Source organism: Halocalculus aciditolerans, assembly GCF_014647475.1.
Classification (GTDB): Archaea; Halobacteriota; Halobacteria; order Halobacteriales; family Halobacteriaceae; genus Halocalculus; species Halocalculus aciditolerans.
The window spans coordinates 1,222,962-1,236,705 of the sequence record NZ_BMPG01000001.1 but is presented as its reverse complement, the minus strand read 5'-3'; the positions used below and the strand labels follow the sequence as shown (position 1 = coordinate 1,236,705).

The window sequence follows — 13,744 nt, the reverse complement described above, 5'->3', positions numbered from 1 at the left end:
CCGAGAGCGGTAACGCCGCGCAGACACGCGGTTTTTCTTCGGCTTCGGCTCTTTCCGGGCGTTCGGCGAACAGGCCTAAGTCCCGGCCGCCCCCAGTCGGTCGTGCATGCCATTCACGAAAGCGCACGTGAGCGACGCGGCATCGGTGCTCCCTGACGACGTGAAGGGCGAGATGTGGATGCTGCGCGACGAACTCGACACGGACGCGCTCGGGTTCAGCGTGCTCGCGCTGGAGCGAGAAGAAGTGACGAAGAGCCACGCCCACGTCGAGGACGACCAGGAGGAGATCTACTACGTCGTCGAGGGCGGCGTCGACGTCGTCGTCGGCGACCGACGCGTCGGTCTGGAGGAAGACGAGGCGCTCCGCATCAGCCCGGAGGAGGAGCGCCAGATCCAGAACCGCGACCACTTCTCGCAGCTCGTCCTCGTCAGCGCGTCCGTCGAATAGCGACTCCTCGGAGCTGGCGGTCCGACCGCCCAGCTCTCCCGTCTCTCGACGTGAAGGCGGGACGGTGACTGGTTCTCGAGACAGAGAGAGTACGTTTCGTCTGTTCTCCGCGACGAAGGCGGGGTGGGGAAGTACGAGAGAGCAAGAACACAGAGAGAGTACATTTCGTCTGTTCTCTGCGACAGAGGAGGGGGAGGAGAGGACGGTCAATCAGCGGACAAAACGACCCCGGCGCTGTCGACGCCGTCGACGTTGAGCCGAGAGAGTGACCGAGAGAGCGAGCCGGACCATCGAACGAAAACTGCGCGGTGAAGCCTGGGCCGTAGAATTCGGTGTGGATCCGCGTGTCGGAGAGTACGTTTCGCCTGTTCCGACGAACCTGCGCATAGAATAAATCTATCGGTCCCAGCAATTCGCGTCCTAGTTCTCCTACCCCTAGTTCTCTATCGAGTTACAGACGAAACGTACTCTCACTCTCTCTAGCTAGTACGTATAAACTCTAGCTAGTAGAGTAGAACAGACGTAACAGACGAAGAGAGGTTTTAAGTATCCGTGGCGCGGCGTCCTCTACAGACTCTCAATGGGAGGACCCTTTGCGGATATCGACGACACTCTCTTCGCGAACAAGGACGCGCTGTCGGAGGAGTACCAACCGGACACCATCCTCGAGCGGAACGACGAAATCGACCAGTTCCGGAACGCGCTCACGGACGTGCTCTTCGGCCGGAACCCGAAGAACGTCTTCCTCTACGGGAAAGCCGGCGTCGGGAAGACGGCGGTGACGAAGTACATGCTCGACGCGCTCCAGGACGAGGTCGCGACGCGGGAGGAGGCGGACGAACTCTACGTGCACAACCACAACTGCAACGGGGACAGCGCGTTCGCGGCGGTTCGCGCGCTCGTGAACCAGCTCTACCCCGACGACGACCGCGAGTTCCCGAAGCGCGGCCTCGGGCTGAGCGACGCGTTCGCCGAGCTCTATCAGGAGATGGACCGAATCGGCGGCACGCACCTCATCGTCCTCGACGAGATCGACCACCTCGACGACGCGAACGACGTCCTCTACGAGCTCCCGCGCGCTCGCGCCAACGGCCACCTCGACGAGGCCCGGGTGGGCGTCATCGGTATCTCGAACAACTACAGCTTCCGCCAGCGCCTCTCGGCGAAAGTGAAAGACTCGTTGATGGAGCACGAGATATCCTTCTCGACCTACGACGCGACGGAGCTCTGCACGATTCTGGAGGACCGCGCGACCCTCGCGCTCATCGACGACGCCTACGAGCCCGCGGTCATCGCGAAGTGCGCGGCGCACGCGGCGAAGGACTCCGGGAGCGCGCGACAGGCCATCGACCTCCTCCGCGCCGGCGCGGAAGTCGCCGAAGAGGGCGGCGACGGCACCGTCACCGAGGCCCACATCGAACGCGGCCGCGACCGCGCCCAGCGCGGCCGCCTCCGGGACAAGATCGAGGAGCAGACGATGCACGGCCAACTCGTTCTGGAAGCGATCGCGCGCCTCGAAGCCGACGGCGAGACGCCCGTTCGCTCGAAGCGCGCGATGGACGTCTACCAGACCGTCGCCACCGAGTACGGCGAAGAACCCCTCACGACGCTTAAGAGCATCCAGAACCACCTCAGCGACCTCTCCATGCTCGGATTCCTCGTGAAGACCGAGCGGAACGACGGCCGCGCCGGCGGCATCTACTTCGAGTACGAACTCAGTCTCGAACCCGACATCGTCTTCGACGTCCGCGCCGACGCCGCCTGAACGCCTCGACGTCGGCTGAGACTCCGATCTCGACGACGTCGCCTTTCGAAGGCGACGCAACCTCCCGAACGCTCCGACTCACCTCATCCTCCTTCACTCTCCCTCACCGGTCGGTCTTCACGTATACGTTCGGACGGTCGAGGACGAACTCTTGAACGAAGGCGACGAAGAAGAGGACTGACTGAACGGAGTAGTAGAACGGCAGCACGAACATCGCTAGATATTCGGAGCGATGGTGGGTGAGGCCGTCACGCCAGTCCTGAAGGAACACGAGTGTCGCGGCCATAATCGGGACAATCGTGAACGCCGTCCAGAAGACGCTATCGTTCGGGAGGTACGTTCGTGCGTGGAACGTCGAACTCCAGTGGAGCACGGTCAGTGGAGCGCCCAGAACGAAGAACGCGGGCGCAATCGCGTACGTGTACGTGTAGATGGCGTCGGCCTTCTTCCGGGAGGAGACACCGTGCTGGAACGGGAACGTCCGGAGGTAGCGGCGGGCGACCTGCATCCACCCGCGCGTCCACCGGAGCCGCTGATGCCAGAGCCCTCGGAGCGACGTGGGGTGTTCCTCGTAGGTGATAATCGAGGGGTCGACGCGAATCTCCTTCCCGAACTCGTGGATTCGGGAGGTCATATCGATATCCTCGACGAGGATCTCTTCGTCGAATCCGTCGAATTCGTCGAAGACGTCGTGCCGGAAGAACGCCTGGCCGCCGCCGAAGATCGTGAATCCGTCCATCACGTCTCGTGCGAACAACTCCGCCTTCTCCGTGACGTGGCGCTCGACGGTGGCGAGCAGGGCGACGATCGATTCGTCGGGGTTGTCGCCGTAGCACCGGCCTTTCACGCACCAGACCTCGGGGTCGTCGAACCATCGAACCGCGCGGTCGAGCGCGTCCGGTTCGAACCGGTGGTCCGCGTCGATACTCGCAATCACTGACCCCTCGGCGTACTGCAGCGCGTAGTTCGCTGCCGCCGCCTTTCCCCCGCCGGGTTCGTCGCGTTCCACGGCCCGAATCACGTCGTGTTCCGCTGCAGCGCGCTCCGCGATCTCGGGTGTCTCGTCGGTACACGACGCCTCGTAGCAGACGATCACCTCCAGCTTCTCGTTCGGATAGTCCAGGTCGAGGCACGCGTCGAGGGTATCCCCGAGAACGGCGGCTTCGTCGTAAGCCGGGATGATCACGCTCACGTCGGGGCGGTCACCCTCTAAGACCGGTGGGTCCGCGTGCTCGAACGAGAGGAGGGGGGATACGGCAGTTCGAAGCACGAGCCCACAGATTCCGACGAGGAGGATCGTGTTGATGATCCGGGGGTAGCTCGCGTCGAAGAGCATCGGGAAGAAGACGACACAGACGAGTGCCACACCGAACCCAACGTATGGGAGGGCCGCCTGGAGCGAAGTTGAACGCCCGTCAAGGGTGGTGGACTCCATAGACCTATTGAGGCGGTTATTTCGCATGCGTTTAGAGTGTTCTGACTCCGGACTGAAGTCGGGGTTCCGGCGCTGATCCCGTTGTTTCGACTCGCCGTTCTCGTCCTCTCGCACACTACTGAGCGTTCCACGTTGCTCAGAGTCCGTCTCCCGCTTCGGCGACGCGCTCCCGCCGTCGTCTCCCGAGAGGTAGTGAGCGGTACGGAGCGTTTCACGCGGGTTCACCGGGGGAGAGTACGTTTCGTTTGTTTCCCCGTCGCACACCCACTCTCGGCTCGGTTCAGTCGACATCGACACATCACTCCGGAGAAACCCGTGCATGTTCTCCGACCGGCGAACGCCACGCCGTCGACGCGCCCGCGCCGGACTGGGCGTCGCCGGATGCCGAACGGACTTGCCGCCGGATGCCGAACGGACTTGCCGCCGGATGCCGAACGGACTTATCGCTCGAACGCCGACGGGCGGGTGTGACCTCGATTACGAACCTCGCGGCGGGCGTGCAGGCGTTCACGAGCAACGCGTTCCTCGTCGAGGGCGACCGCACTGTCCTCGTCGACGCCGGCGCGAACTTCGACGTCGTCGCGGCGCTCCGCGACCGTTTCGACGAGTCGATAGACGCCGACGCGCTCGACGCCGTCGTCTTCACGCACACCCACCCGGACCACGTGGAGAACCTCCCGGACGTTCGCGCGGCCTTCGACGTCGAGACCTGGGGGTTCGACCCGGAGAGCGACTACGTCGACCACGCTATCGCCGACGGCGACACCGTCGACCTCGGCGACGACGAGTACGTCGCGCTCCACACGCCCGGCCACAAGAACGACCACCTCGTCTTCTACGCGCCGAGCGCCAAAGCCGCGTTCGCGGGCGACCTCGTCTTCGAGGGCGGGAGTTTCGGCCGCACCGACCTCGACGAAGGAGACAGGGACCGACTCGTCGAGAGCATCGAGTACGTCATCGAAACCGTGGACGCGGACGGCCTCGACGCCGTCTACTGCGGACACGGCGACGCCATCACGGGCACACCGGTCGACTCGCTCCGACAGTCGCTCCGCGCCGCGAAGACGTTCTGAACGTCGCCGGGTGTCCCGTCCTCAGTCGCGCAGGCCGTAGTAGCCGGGTTCGTCGTCCGCCGGCGGTTCGGCGACGCAGAGTTCCTCGGAGTTCCGCATGACCCACGGAATCGCCCAGTCGAGGAGGACGTCCTCGGTGCCTTCGTCGAGCGCGGCGTCGGGTTCGAGGCCCTGGAGGAGTCGCGCGATCTCGTAGACGGTGTACATCTCGTCGTCGTCGAGGAGTTCCTCGGGCGTGTAGAAGTCGCAGGGGAACGTCTCCTCGAAGGAGTCTTTGGGTCGTGGCATACGCGGAGCGACGGCTTCGCGCGGGAAAAACGCCCCGACCCGTCGCTCTCTCGTCGACGGCGCTCACCCGTCACGGATGGTCGGGTCGGCGGACGGCGTCGGCGCTGGTCGGCGTGGCGTCGAAAGAAAACTGGTGGGTCGGACGCGCTGGGTCGCTCTTACTCGAACGTCGCGATGACGTCTTCGTACTTGTCGGCGACGTCGTCCCAGTCGACGACTTCGAAGAAGGCGTCGACGAAGTCGCCGCGGGCAGGTCCATAATCGTAGTAGTAGGAGTGTTCCCAGACGTCGAGGGCGAGGATGGGGTGGCTGCCCCAGAGCGCGCCCTGGTCGTGCTTGTCGACGACGATGTTACGGAGCTGGTTGGACTCCGAGTCGTAGACGAGGAGCGCCCAGCCGCCGGCGGCGGACGCCGCGGCCTCGAACTCGCCCTTCCAGGCTTCGTAGGAGCCGAAGTCTTCCTGGATGCGTGCGGCGAGCGCGCCGGCGGGTTCGCCGCCGCCGTTCGGGGACATGTTCTCCCAGAACGTCGTGTGGAGCACGTGGCCGGAGCCGTTGTGCGTCACGTTCCGGATGGCACCCGCGGAGGAGGAGAAGTCGCCCTCGTTGCGGTTGGCTTCGAGGGTTTCCTCGGCGGAGTTCCAGCCGTTGACGTAGCCCTGGTGGTGGGTGTCGTGATGCCACGTCAGCACCTGCTCGGAGATGTGCGGTTCCAGCGCGTCGTAGTCGTACGGTAGCGGCGGGAGTTCGTAGTTGCTCATAGTGATTCCTCCGTTCGATGCTTCGCTCGTTTCCCTGTTAAAGGTTGAGGAGACAGCAGTTAACACGGTTCGTTACGCGTTTTGAGCGTTTCCGTCCGGTCCGGAGGGCTCCGGAGGAGCGCGGGGGACGGTGACGGTGACGATGGTTCCGCGGGGGTCGTTCTCGGTGATTTCGACGGAGCCGTCGAGGGTCTGTGTCGCCCAGGAGACGAGCCAGAGACCGAGGCCGCTGCCGTGTTCGAGTGGGGTCTCGCGGCCGCGTTCGAGGACCTCGCGTTCCTCCTCGGGGATGCCGGGGCCGGTGTCGAGCACGCGGACGGTGACGGTGTCGTCGTCCGCCCAGGCTTCCACGTCGACGATGGGGTCCTCGGCGTCGGTGTGTTCGGCGGCGTTCTCGACGAGCGCGTGCACGATGGATTCGAGGACCGCGCCGGCGTCGACGTCCCGCGGCACGGAGTGGACGCGAATGGTGGCCCGTGGATAGCGGCTTCGGACGCGCGCGACGGCGTTCGCGACGGATTCGTGGACGGGGACGACCTCGCCGAGGCGGGTCTCGTCGAGCGCGCGGTCGACGGCCTGCGCGCCGTCGGCGACGTTGACGAGTTCGAGGGCGTGGTCTTCGATGCGTTCGGCGTAGTCGGCGAGTTCGGAGTCGGTCGTGCGCTCGCGGATGAGGTCGGCGTAGCCGTAGGTGAGGTTCATCTCGGTGCGGACGTTGTGTCGGAGGACGCGGTTGAGGACGTCGAGGCGCTGGAGTTGGAGTCGGCGTTCGGTGACGTCGCGGAAGACGACGATGCGGCCGACGAGGCGGTCGTGGTCGTCCGTGACGCTGCCGACGGAGACGTCGTAGGTGCGGCCGCCGTGCGTGGTGCCGAAGACGACGTCGCCGCGGCCTTCCTCGACGATTTCCGGCCAGTCGGGGATGACGGTGTCGACGGCGTCGCCGGTGGGGTCGTCGCCGCCGAGGACGCGTTTCGCGCCGCCGTTCGCGTCGACGATGCGATTGAGGGCGTCGACGACGAGGACGCCGTCGTCGATGTGTTCGACGATGGAGTCGCGCGCGAGGCGTCTGGAGACGGGGCGGGCGTCGAGGAGGTCGAAGCGCCGGATGGCGGCAAGCGCGAGCGCGTTCGAGACGGTGAAGGTGAACGGCGTGGCGTCGATGGTCTGCGTGCCGCCGAGGACGTAGGCGACGTTCGCGACGGTGGGGACGGCGAGCGCGCCGGCGAGCGCGAGGGCCTGTATCCGGTAGACGCCCGCGCTGGCGACGACGGCGTAGGCGACGAGCGCCATCCCGGAGGCGGCGGCGGCGTAGCCGTAGGCGAGCGCGACGAGGAACCACGGGCCGCGGTCCTGGACGAGGACGGTGAGGTCGCCGACGGCGCGGAGGGTGGCGTCCTGCATCATCACGCCGCCGGGGTTCAGCCACGTGAGCGCGACGGTGAGGACGGGGAGGGCGGCGATGAGCGCGAGGTAGCGGGGCCGGGTGTACTGGTCGAACCCGGCGTACGCGAGGCCGAACGCGAGCCAGGCGACCATCGCGCCCATGACGCCGACCCACTGGACGCGCGCCCAGAAGACCTTCGCGGCGACGCCGGCCGCGCCGAGTTCGAGGCCGTAGCCGACGACCCAGAGCCCGGTGCAGAACGCGAGGACGGCGAGAGCGGTGGCTCCTGCTGCCGGCCGACGACGCAGTGACAGCGACCCGACGAGTGTGTCGATGACAGCCGCGCCGAGAACGAGAATACCGACGACGAGAGAGACCTTCATTCGTTCCCCGGGTGTGTTGGCTTCGTAACGCGTCCCTTCGCGGTCTCGTCTCAAAAGTGTGCGCCTCGAAACGCGCACCGACATCCGAAATCAGGGGACGGCGAGGAGCGCGGCGAGCGCGACGAGCGTGAGCGGGTACGCCGTGTCGCGGTAGGTGCACCACGCGGCGTCCCGGTCGCTGCGGCCGACGCGGTGCGTCACGAGGAGGGAGAGGCCGACGGCGGGGAGGACGGCGAGCGACGCGGCCGGCGGCACGAGGCGGAAGTACGCGCCGGCGGCGACGACGGCGAGCGAGAGGGCTTCGAGGCCGTAGAGGAGGCGGCGGGTCGCGCGGACGCCGCGGACGACGGGGAGCGTGCGGACGCCTTCGGCGGCGTCGCCCTCGACGTCGCGGACGTTCCGGGCTTCCGCGGCGATGGTCGTCCGCAGGAAGAACCACGCGAAGACGACGGCGAGCGCGCCGAACGCGTGGGCGTCGGCGGCGAGGAGGCCGCGCGCGCCGAGCGCGAACGCGAGCGGGAGCGCGGCGAGCGGCGCGGCCCACGCGGCCGCGACGACGCCGGTGTTGACGAGGTAGACGTCCTTCAAGCGGTCGACGCCGTCGCCGGGCAACACCGGGTAGGTGTAGAGCGCGGTGGCGACGCCGGGGAGGAGGGTGACGGCGAGCGCGTCCACGCCGCCGAGCGCGCCGAGGGCGACGGCGGCGGCGAGCGCCCCGGCGGAGAGCGCGACGAACCACGGGCCGGCGGCGCGGACGAACGCGGCGCGTCCCGCGTAGGTCGCGGCGTCCGCCTCGACGTCCGCGGCCTTATCGAGGTTGTAGACACCGAGCGGCGCGAGGAAGCCGACGGCGAGCGCGAGGTTCGGGCCGACGCCGAGCAGGAGGCAGGCGGTCGCCACCTTGCAGACGGAGACGGCTCCGAGGAAGACGGAGGAGTGAACGAGCGCGGCGCTCCACCGGCTCGCGGCGGCTGTCAGGCGGTTCGGGAGCGATGCAGTGACGGTCGCGGGGACGCCGGCGGCGGCCGCGGCGACGCCGCGCGCCGTCCCGGACAGTGATTCTGTTGCCACACTGTCGTATTCGTCGCTACAGCCGGAAAGAGGATTCTGGCGTCCGCTGACCCGTCAGCCCCGTGACGACGCCCGCACACCCGTGACGCGCGCCGCGTCACCGCCCGACCGCGTTCGTCGCTCGTTCCCGACTCCGTTCGCCGTCACCGCTGAGACGCGTTCACCGTCACTGCCCGGTCGCGTTCGTCGTCGTCCGGTTCACGGGCGTCGGGAGGTCGACGAGTTCCGCGGTCGTCTCGCCGTCGTTCGGGGCGGCGGCGAGCACGCGGCCGTCGTAGACGACGCGGAACGACTCGAAGTCGCGCGGCAGGCCGACCGACGCGCCCATCGTCACGCCCGGCTCGCAGTCGCCAGCGCCGGGTTTCGTCTCCCCCGCCGTCGGCGTTATCGTGAGCGTGTAGACGCCCGTCGGCGTGTGGCTCATCGAGGTCTCCACGTCGGACGTGCCGGCGAACGTGGCGTTGAACGACGCGACGTAGCCGTCGCCGCTCGCCGCCCAGTAGAGCCACCCGCCGTTCGGGCTCGGGTCGCCGAGACAGCCGCCACCGTAGTACATCGACCACTGCGCGTCCGAATACCCGTCCTGAGTCGACGGAGCCGATGGAGCCACACAGCCGGCGAGAACGACGGAGACCGCGACCGCGAGGAGCGCGAGTCGGTGGAGGGACTGCTGTCGCATACACGACTCGTCGCGCACGCCCGGGCAAAAACCTTCGCGTCACACCCTCGCGTGCGGCGCTACGCCTATATCCCGTGACCGCGGAGAGTCCGCTATGAGCGCCGACAACTCCGAGCGACCGACCGGCGACGTCGACCCCGAGCGCGACCTCACCGAGCGCGTCGAGACGTTCCTCGCGCGGAACTTCCCGCAGATTCAGCTGCACGGCGGCACCGCCGGCGTCGAAGGCGTCGACGCCGAATCCGGCGAAGTCTGGCTCGCGCTCGGCGGCGCGTGCTCCGGCTGCGGCATCTCGCCGATGACCGTCGGCGCGATTCAATCACGCCTCCCGCAGGAAGTCCCCGAAATCTCCACCGTTCACGTCGACGCCGGCGGAACGGGCGGCCACTTCTAAGCGTTCTTCCTTAGTCGTCGCCGCGCGCTCGCTCGAACATCGCGATGGCTTCCTCGCGTCGCTCGCTGTGGTCGACGATGGGCGCGGGGTAGTCGGGCGCGAGCGCCTCGCGCTCGTCGTCGTCGAGGTCGACCCAGTCGAGGATCTTCTCCGCCGGGACGTCCCGGAGCTCCGGGACGTACGCCTTCACGTACTCCGCGTCGGGGTCGTAGGACTCTAACTGTGACTGCGGGTTGAAGACGCGGAAGTACGGCTGGGCGTCCGTCCCCGTCGACGCCGCCCACTGCCAGCCGCCGTTGTCGTTCGCCGTGTCGTGGTCCACGAGGTGGTCGCGGAAGTGCGCGTAGCCGTGTCGCCAGTCCGCGAGGAGGTCCTTCGTCAGGAACGAGGCGACGACCATCCGCACGCGGTTGTGCATCCACGCCTCCTGCGCTAACTGGCGCATCCCCGCGTCCACGAGCGGGTAGCCCGTCTCGCCCGCCCGCCACGCGTCGAGCTCCTCGGGGTCGTCCCGCCACTCGATGGCGTGCTCGTACTCCGTGTAGTTCTCCGTGACGACGTCCTGATTGAACGCGAGCACCTGGAGGTAGAACTCGCGCCACGCGAGCTGCTGTTGGAACGCTTCCACGTTCTCCGCTTCGTCCTCGCCGTCGGCGTCGGCCATCGCGGACTGCGTGCGCTCGAAGACTTCGCGCGGCCCGAGCGTCCCGAACCGGAGGTGCGGCGAGAGGCGGCTCGTCGCGTCCCGCGCCGGGTAGTTCCGCGCGTCGTCGTACACGAAGATGTCGTCCGCGCAGAAATCCTCTAAGTGCTCTAGACCGGCTCCGCGGCCACCAGAGGGAACGTCCGCCGTCGGCTCCGCGAACCCTAAGGCTTCGAGCGACGGAATCGGGTCGCCGTCGTCGAAGACGTCGTGCTCGCTCCCCGCCGCCAGCGTCTCCGACTCGGGTTCGAGGCGGCTCCGCGGCTTCTCCGCGTCCCGCCACTTCTTCCAGAAGTACGTGTAGACCTGGTAGGGGTCGCCCGCGTTCGTCCGAATCTCCCCCGGCTCGTGGATGGCCGTGTCGCTGAACGCCGACACGTCGACGCCGTCCTCGGCGAGGTCGTCGCGGACGAGGTCGTCCCGGCGCTCGCCAATCCCGGAGTGCGCGCGGTTCCACACCACCCGCTCGGCGTCGACCTCGTGCGCGAGGTCGGCGACGACCCGCGTCGGGTCGCCCCGCCGCACCACGAGGCCGCTCCCGTTCTCCCGATACGCCGTCCGGAGCTCGTCCAGCGAGTCGAGCACGAACGCCATCCGCGCGTCGCTCGCGTACTCGAACAACGCCTCGTCGAAGACGAACACCGGCACGACTTCCCCGAACTCGTCGACGCCATCGGCCGCCGCCGACAGGCCGACGTTGTCGACCGCGCGGAGGTCCCGCCGATGCCAGAACACCTGCATACTCGACTCCTCACCGCCGGCGCGTGAATAGCCTTGGGCTGACACGTACGGTGTCCCTCGGAGGAGCACGGCACGCCACTCCCGCGTTCTCCGAGGACACCGTCATCGCTCACGGGCCATCACCCCCATCCCACCCTCTCCACGAACACCCTCACCGCTCCGCGCGGGCTCACGGCTCCCGTTGGTCGCCGTTCACCTTTCCGCGGTTCTCACTCGGCCGCCTTCGGCGGCCTCGTTCCGAACCGCGTTTGCTCCGAACCGCGCCACTCGCGTGTCGCTCACTTCGTTCGCTCCCGCTCGCCTCACCGCGGTTCTCAGTCGCGTCGACGGCGTTCCTTCCGAACCGCGTTACCTGAAGATGCGGAAGGACCCCATGCCGACGGCGACCTCGCTCCAGCCGTCGTTCGGCGTGTCGCTCTCGACGGTGATGACGGCGACGCCGACGGTGCCGCCGACGCGGATGACGTCCGCGGTGGCGACGAGGTCGCCGACGGCGGGGCGGAGGTAGGAGACGTCGAGGTCGATGGTGGCGACGCCCGCGCTCGTGAAGTCGTCGAGCTGGGAGTGAACGCCGAGCCCGCCGGCGGTGTCGACGATGGTCGCGGCGATGCCGCCGTGCACGCGGCCGGCGTGGCCGGGCGCGTGGTTCGCGAGCTTGTCCGCGTACGGGATGGAGAGGACGAGGCCGTCCTCGTCGACCGCTTCGACCGTGAGGTCGAGCCACCCGAGGAAGCCGTGTTCGTCGACGTGGTGTTGGAGGTAGGCCTTCGGGTCCGAGTCGGCGTCGTGCGGGTTCGACTCGTGGCTCATTCGACGATCGCCTCGAGTTGGTCGACGTCGCGCTGGTCGTGCCCGCAGAAGACGGGGGCGTCGTGGCGTCGCGCGAGATCCTGCACTCGCGCGCGGCTCTCCCGCCAGTCGTCGAGGCCGGAGAGGAGGCCGGCGCTCATCGGGACTCCTTGTTCGTAGTTCTCGCGGCGGTAGACCTCGTCGCCGGCGACGACCAGCGTCCCCTCGTCGCGGTGGAGGAGGAGGCCGAGCAGCCCGGGGGTGTGCCCGGGGAGGTGGAGGAACTCGACGCCCGCGAAGTACTGCGTGCGCTCGCCCGTCACGACCTGCCAGTTCAGGTCGTGGTCGAAATCCGGCTGGAAGTACGCCACGCTCCCCGTGGCCGTGTTCGCCGAGCGATACGCGTACTCGATCTCGCGCTCGTGGACGTACACCGGCACGTCCGTCCCATCGAAGTGGCGGAGGCCGCCGGCGTGGTCGAGGTGGAGGTGACTCATCACGACGGCGTCGATGTCGTCGAGGTCGTAGCCGTGTCGGTCGAGCTCGCCGGGGAGGGTGTGCTCGCTCGCGTCCTCGTGTGCGAAGACGCTGTAGAGGTGGTCCGGCCAGTAGCCGTCCCCCGCATCCGGATGGCTGCCCGTGTCCCAGAGGACGACGCCGTCGGGCGTGTCGAGGAGGAGGTTGTAGACGGGGCTCTCGATGACGTGGTGTTCGGGCTGCGGCGCGTCGAGCGTCCCCATCGCGTCGCCGTCGATCATGAACGCGCGGTCCGCCGTGATGTGACCGCGGTCGAGAACGTGAACGTCGATGTCGACCATACTCCATGGGTTCGCGCCGTCACCGTATAACCACGGGTGGCGTTACCCGTGCCATGGAACGCTGCGAGGGCGTGGCACGCCACCGCACTGGAACGGGCGAGTTCCGCGGCGTCCTCCGGGCTTTTCGGCGGACGGCCCCTCCAACCGAGCAGATGACTGAATCACTCGAAACGACGGAGGGCGTGCGGTCGCGGTCGAGTCTCGACGGGAAGACGGCGGTCGTGACGGGCGGGTCGTCGGGTATCGGGCGGGCGACGGCTGAAGCGTTCGCGGCGGACGGCGCGGACGTCGTCATCTGCTCGCGGACGCAGGCTGACGTGGACGCGGTGGCGGACGAGCTCGCCGGCCTCCCCGGCGAGGTCGTCGCCGTCGAGGCGGACGTGACGGACCGCGAGGACGTCGCCGCGCTCGCCGAGGCCACTGTAGAGGCGTTCGGCGGCGTGGACGTCCTCGTGAACAACGCGGGCGGCGGCGGCGCGCTCGCGCCGCTCCACGAGCTCGACGACGCGGAGTTCGAACGCATCGTCGAGGTGAACCTCCTCGGGACGTACAACGTCACGTCGGCGTTCGCGGACGCGCTCCGCGACGGCGAGTCGGGCGCGGTCGTCAACACCGCGAGCATGGCGGGCGAGTACGGCGTCGCCGGCATGGGTCCCTACTCCGCCGCGAAGGCCGGTGTCGTCTCCCTCACGAGGACGCTCGCCGCCGAGTGGGCCGACGCGAACGTCCGCGTGAACGCCGTCTCCCCCGGCTTCATCGCCACCGAGAAAGTCGTCGAATCGATGGGTATTCCGCGCCCCGACACCCGCGACGACGCCGCCCGCGAGGTCGGTACGCCCGCGGAGGTCGCCGACCTCGTTCGGTTCCTCGCGAGCGACGCCGCCTCCTTCGTCACCGGGCAGTCCGTCAGAATCACCGGCCCCCCGAACCTCTACGAAGCCCCCGACGTCTGAGCGTCGACGTCGAGGCGTCGGGAGTACACCTAACTGACTCCCGATCGAACCCGTCG

Annotated in this window: 14 protein-coding genes; 5 read left to right on the top strand and 9 right to left on the bottom strand. The window is 68.0% G+C overall.

Features of this window, described 5'->3' with window-relative positions:
- The first annotated feature begins 106 nt into the window (after positions 1-106).
- Together IEY26_RS06470 and IEY26_RS06465 are read left to right on the top strand one after the other, a co-directional pair.
- Positions 107-448: a cupin domain-containing protein gene (locus tag IEY26_RS06470; protein WP_188977006.1), complete on the top strand. Its 342-nt coding sequence runs from the start codon at positions 107-109 to the stop codon at positions 446-448.
- 580 nt (positions 449-1,028) lie between these two features.
- Complete coding sequence (locus IEY26_RS06465) at positions 1,029-2,213, top strand: orc1/cdc6 family replication initiation protein (RefSeq protein WP_188977004.1); 1,185 nt, start codon at positions 1,029-1,031, stop codon at positions 2,211-2,213.
- A 103-nt stretch (positions 2,214-2,316) separates the two neighbouring features.
- Here the strand turns inward: IEY26_RS06465 and IEY26_RS06460 are convergent, their stop codons facing one another.
- Complete coding sequence (locus IEY26_RS06460; RefSeq protein WP_188977002.1) at positions 2,317-3,579, bottom strand: glycosyltransferase; 1,263 nt, start codon at positions 3,577-3,579, stop codon at positions 2,317-2,319.
- Between the two features lie 536 nt (positions 3,580-4,115).
- Here IEY26_RS06460 and IEY26_RS06455 point away from each other — a divergent pair.
- Positions 4,116-4,721 carry an MBL fold metallo-hydrolase gene (locus IEY26_RS06455; protein WP_229773947.1) on the top strand — a complete coding sequence of 202 codons (606 nt, stop codon included), beginning with the start codon at positions 4,116-4,118 and terminating at the stop codon, positions 4,719-4,721.
- Between the two features lie 21 nt (positions 4,722-4,742).
- On the opposite strand, the gene IEY26_RS06450 is transcribed toward IEY26_RS06455, so the two are convergent.
- The 5 genes from IEY26_RS06450 to IEY26_RS06430 all read right to left on the bottom strand — a co-directional run bounded on the left by IEY26_RS06450 (position 4,743) and on the right by IEY26_RS06430 (position 9,290).
- Positions 4,743-5,009, bottom strand: a complete 267-nt coding sequence (locus IEY26_RS06450) for a DUF5827 family protein (RefSeq protein WP_188976999.1) — start codon at positions 5,007-5,009, stop codon at positions 4,743-4,745.
- 158 nt (positions 5,010-5,167) lie between these two features.
- Entirely contained in the window at positions 5,168-5,770 is a 603-nt protein-coding gene (gene sod, locus IEY26_RS06445; RefSeq protein ID WP_188976997.1) for a superoxide dismutase, read from the bottom strand.
- Positions 5,771-5,842: 72 nt separating this feature from the next.
- Positions 5,843-7,540, bottom strand: coding sequence for a histidine kinase N-terminal 7TM domain-containing protein (locus IEY26_RS06440; protein WP_188976995.1), 1,698 nt, complete (start codon positions 7,538-7,540; stop codon positions 5,843-5,845).
- Between the two features lie 90 nt (positions 7,541-7,630).
- A complete protein-coding gene (locus IEY26_RS06435; protein ID WP_188976993.1) occupies positions 7,631-8,611 on the bottom strand; it encodes a UbiA family prenyltransferase in 981 nt (326 codons plus the stop codon).
- A 166-nt stretch (positions 8,612-8,777) separates the two neighbouring features.
- Complete coding sequence (locus tag IEY26_RS06430; protein ID WP_188976990.1) at positions 8,778-9,290, bottom strand: hypothetical protein; 513 nt, start codon at positions 9,288-9,290, stop codon at positions 8,778-8,780.
- Positions 9,291-9,384: 94 nt separating this feature from the next.
- Here IEY26_RS06430 and IEY26_RS06425 point away from each other — a divergent pair, with 94 nt between their 5' ends.
- On the top strand, positions 9,385-9,684 hold the full coding sequence (locus IEY26_RS06425) for a NifU family protein (RefSeq protein WP_188976988.1): 300 nt from the start codon (positions 9,385-9,387) through the stop codon (positions 9,682-9,684).
- A gap of 10 nt (positions 9,685-9,694) precedes the next feature.
- On the opposite strand, the gene IEY26_RS06420 is transcribed toward IEY26_RS06425, so the two are convergent.
- The 3 genes from IEY26_RS06420 to IEY26_RS06410 all read right to left on the bottom strand — a co-directional run bounded on the left by IEY26_RS06420 (position 9,695) and on the right by IEY26_RS06410 (position 12,735).
- On the bottom strand, positions 9,695-11,128 hold the full coding sequence (locus tag IEY26_RS06420; protein ID WP_188976986.1) for a cryptochrome/photolyase family protein: 1,434 nt from the start codon (positions 11,126-11,128) through the stop codon (positions 9,695-9,697).
- Positions 11,129-11,476: 348 nt separating this feature from the next.
- Positions 11,477-11,938 (bottom strand): PaaI family thioesterase, encoded by a 462-nt coding sequence (locus tag IEY26_RS06415; protein WP_188976983.1) that lies wholly within the window; start codon positions 11,936-11,938, stop codon positions 11,477-11,479.
- A complete protein-coding gene (locus IEY26_RS06410) occupies positions 11,935-12,735 on the bottom strand; it encodes an N-acyl homoserine lactonase family protein (RefSeq protein WP_188976981.1) in 801 nt (266 codons plus the stop codon). The genes IEY26_RS06415 and IEY26_RS06410 overlap by 4 nt, the downstream gene beginning before the upstream one ends.
- 152 nt (positions 12,736-12,887) lie before the next feature.
- On the opposite strand from IEY26_RS06410, the gene IEY26_RS06405 reads away from it, so the two are divergent.
- A complete protein-coding gene (locus IEY26_RS06405; RefSeq protein WP_188976979.1) occupies positions 12,888-13,688 on the top strand; it encodes an SDR family NAD(P)-dependent oxidoreductase in 801 nt (266 codons plus the stop codon).
- Positions 13,689-13,744: the final 56 nt, after the last annotated feature.

What these genes read in the sequence shown, in the direction of transcription:
- IEY26_RS06425 (WP_188976988.1), top strand. Translation starts at nt 9,385, where the DNA reads ATGAGCGCCGACAACTCCGAGCGACCGACCGGCGACGTCGACCCCGAG.
- IEY26_RS06465 (WP_188977004.1), top strand. Translation starts at nt 1,029, where the DNA reads ATGGGAGGACCCTTTGCGGATATCGACGACACTCTCTTCGCGAACAAG.
- IEY26_RS06430 (WP_188976990.1), bottom strand. Translation starts at nt 9,290, where the DNA reads ATGCGACAGCAGTCCCTCCACCGACTCGCGCTCCTCGCGGTCGCGGTC.
- IEY26_RS06415 (WP_188976983.1), bottom strand. Translation starts at nt 11,938, where the DNA reads ATGAGCCACGAGTCGAACCCGCACGACGCCGACTCGGACCCGAAGGCC.
- IEY26_RS06420 (WP_188976986.1), bottom strand. Translation starts at nt 11,128, where the DNA reads ATGCAGGTGTTCTGGCATCGGCGGGACCTCCGCGCGGTCGACAACGTC.
- IEY26_RS06470 (WP_188977006.1), top strand. Translation starts at nt 107, where the DNA reads ATGCCATTCACGAAAGCGCACGTGAGCGACGCGGCATCGGTGCTCCCT.
- IEY26_RS06410 (WP_188976981.1), bottom strand. Translation starts at nt 12,735, where the DNA reads ATGGTCGACATCGACGTTCACGTTCTCGACCGCGGTCACATCACGGCG.
- IEY26_RS06440 (WP_188976995.1), bottom strand. Translation starts at nt 7,540, where the DNA reads ATGAAGGTCTCTCTCGTCGTCGGTATTCTCGTTCTCGGCGCGGCTGTC.
- IEY26_RS06450 (WP_188976999.1), bottom strand. Translation starts at nt 5,009, where the DNA reads ATGCCACGACCCAAAGACTCCTTCGAGGAGACGTTCCCCTGCGACTTC.
- sod (WP_188976997.1), bottom strand. Translation starts at nt 5,770, where the DNA reads ATGAGCAACTACGAACTCCCGCCGCTACCGTACGACTACGACGCGCTG.
- IEY26_RS06405 (WP_188976979.1), top strand. Translation starts at nt 12,888, where the DNA reads ATGACTGAATCACTCGAAACGACGGAGGGCGTGCGGTCGCGGTCGAGT.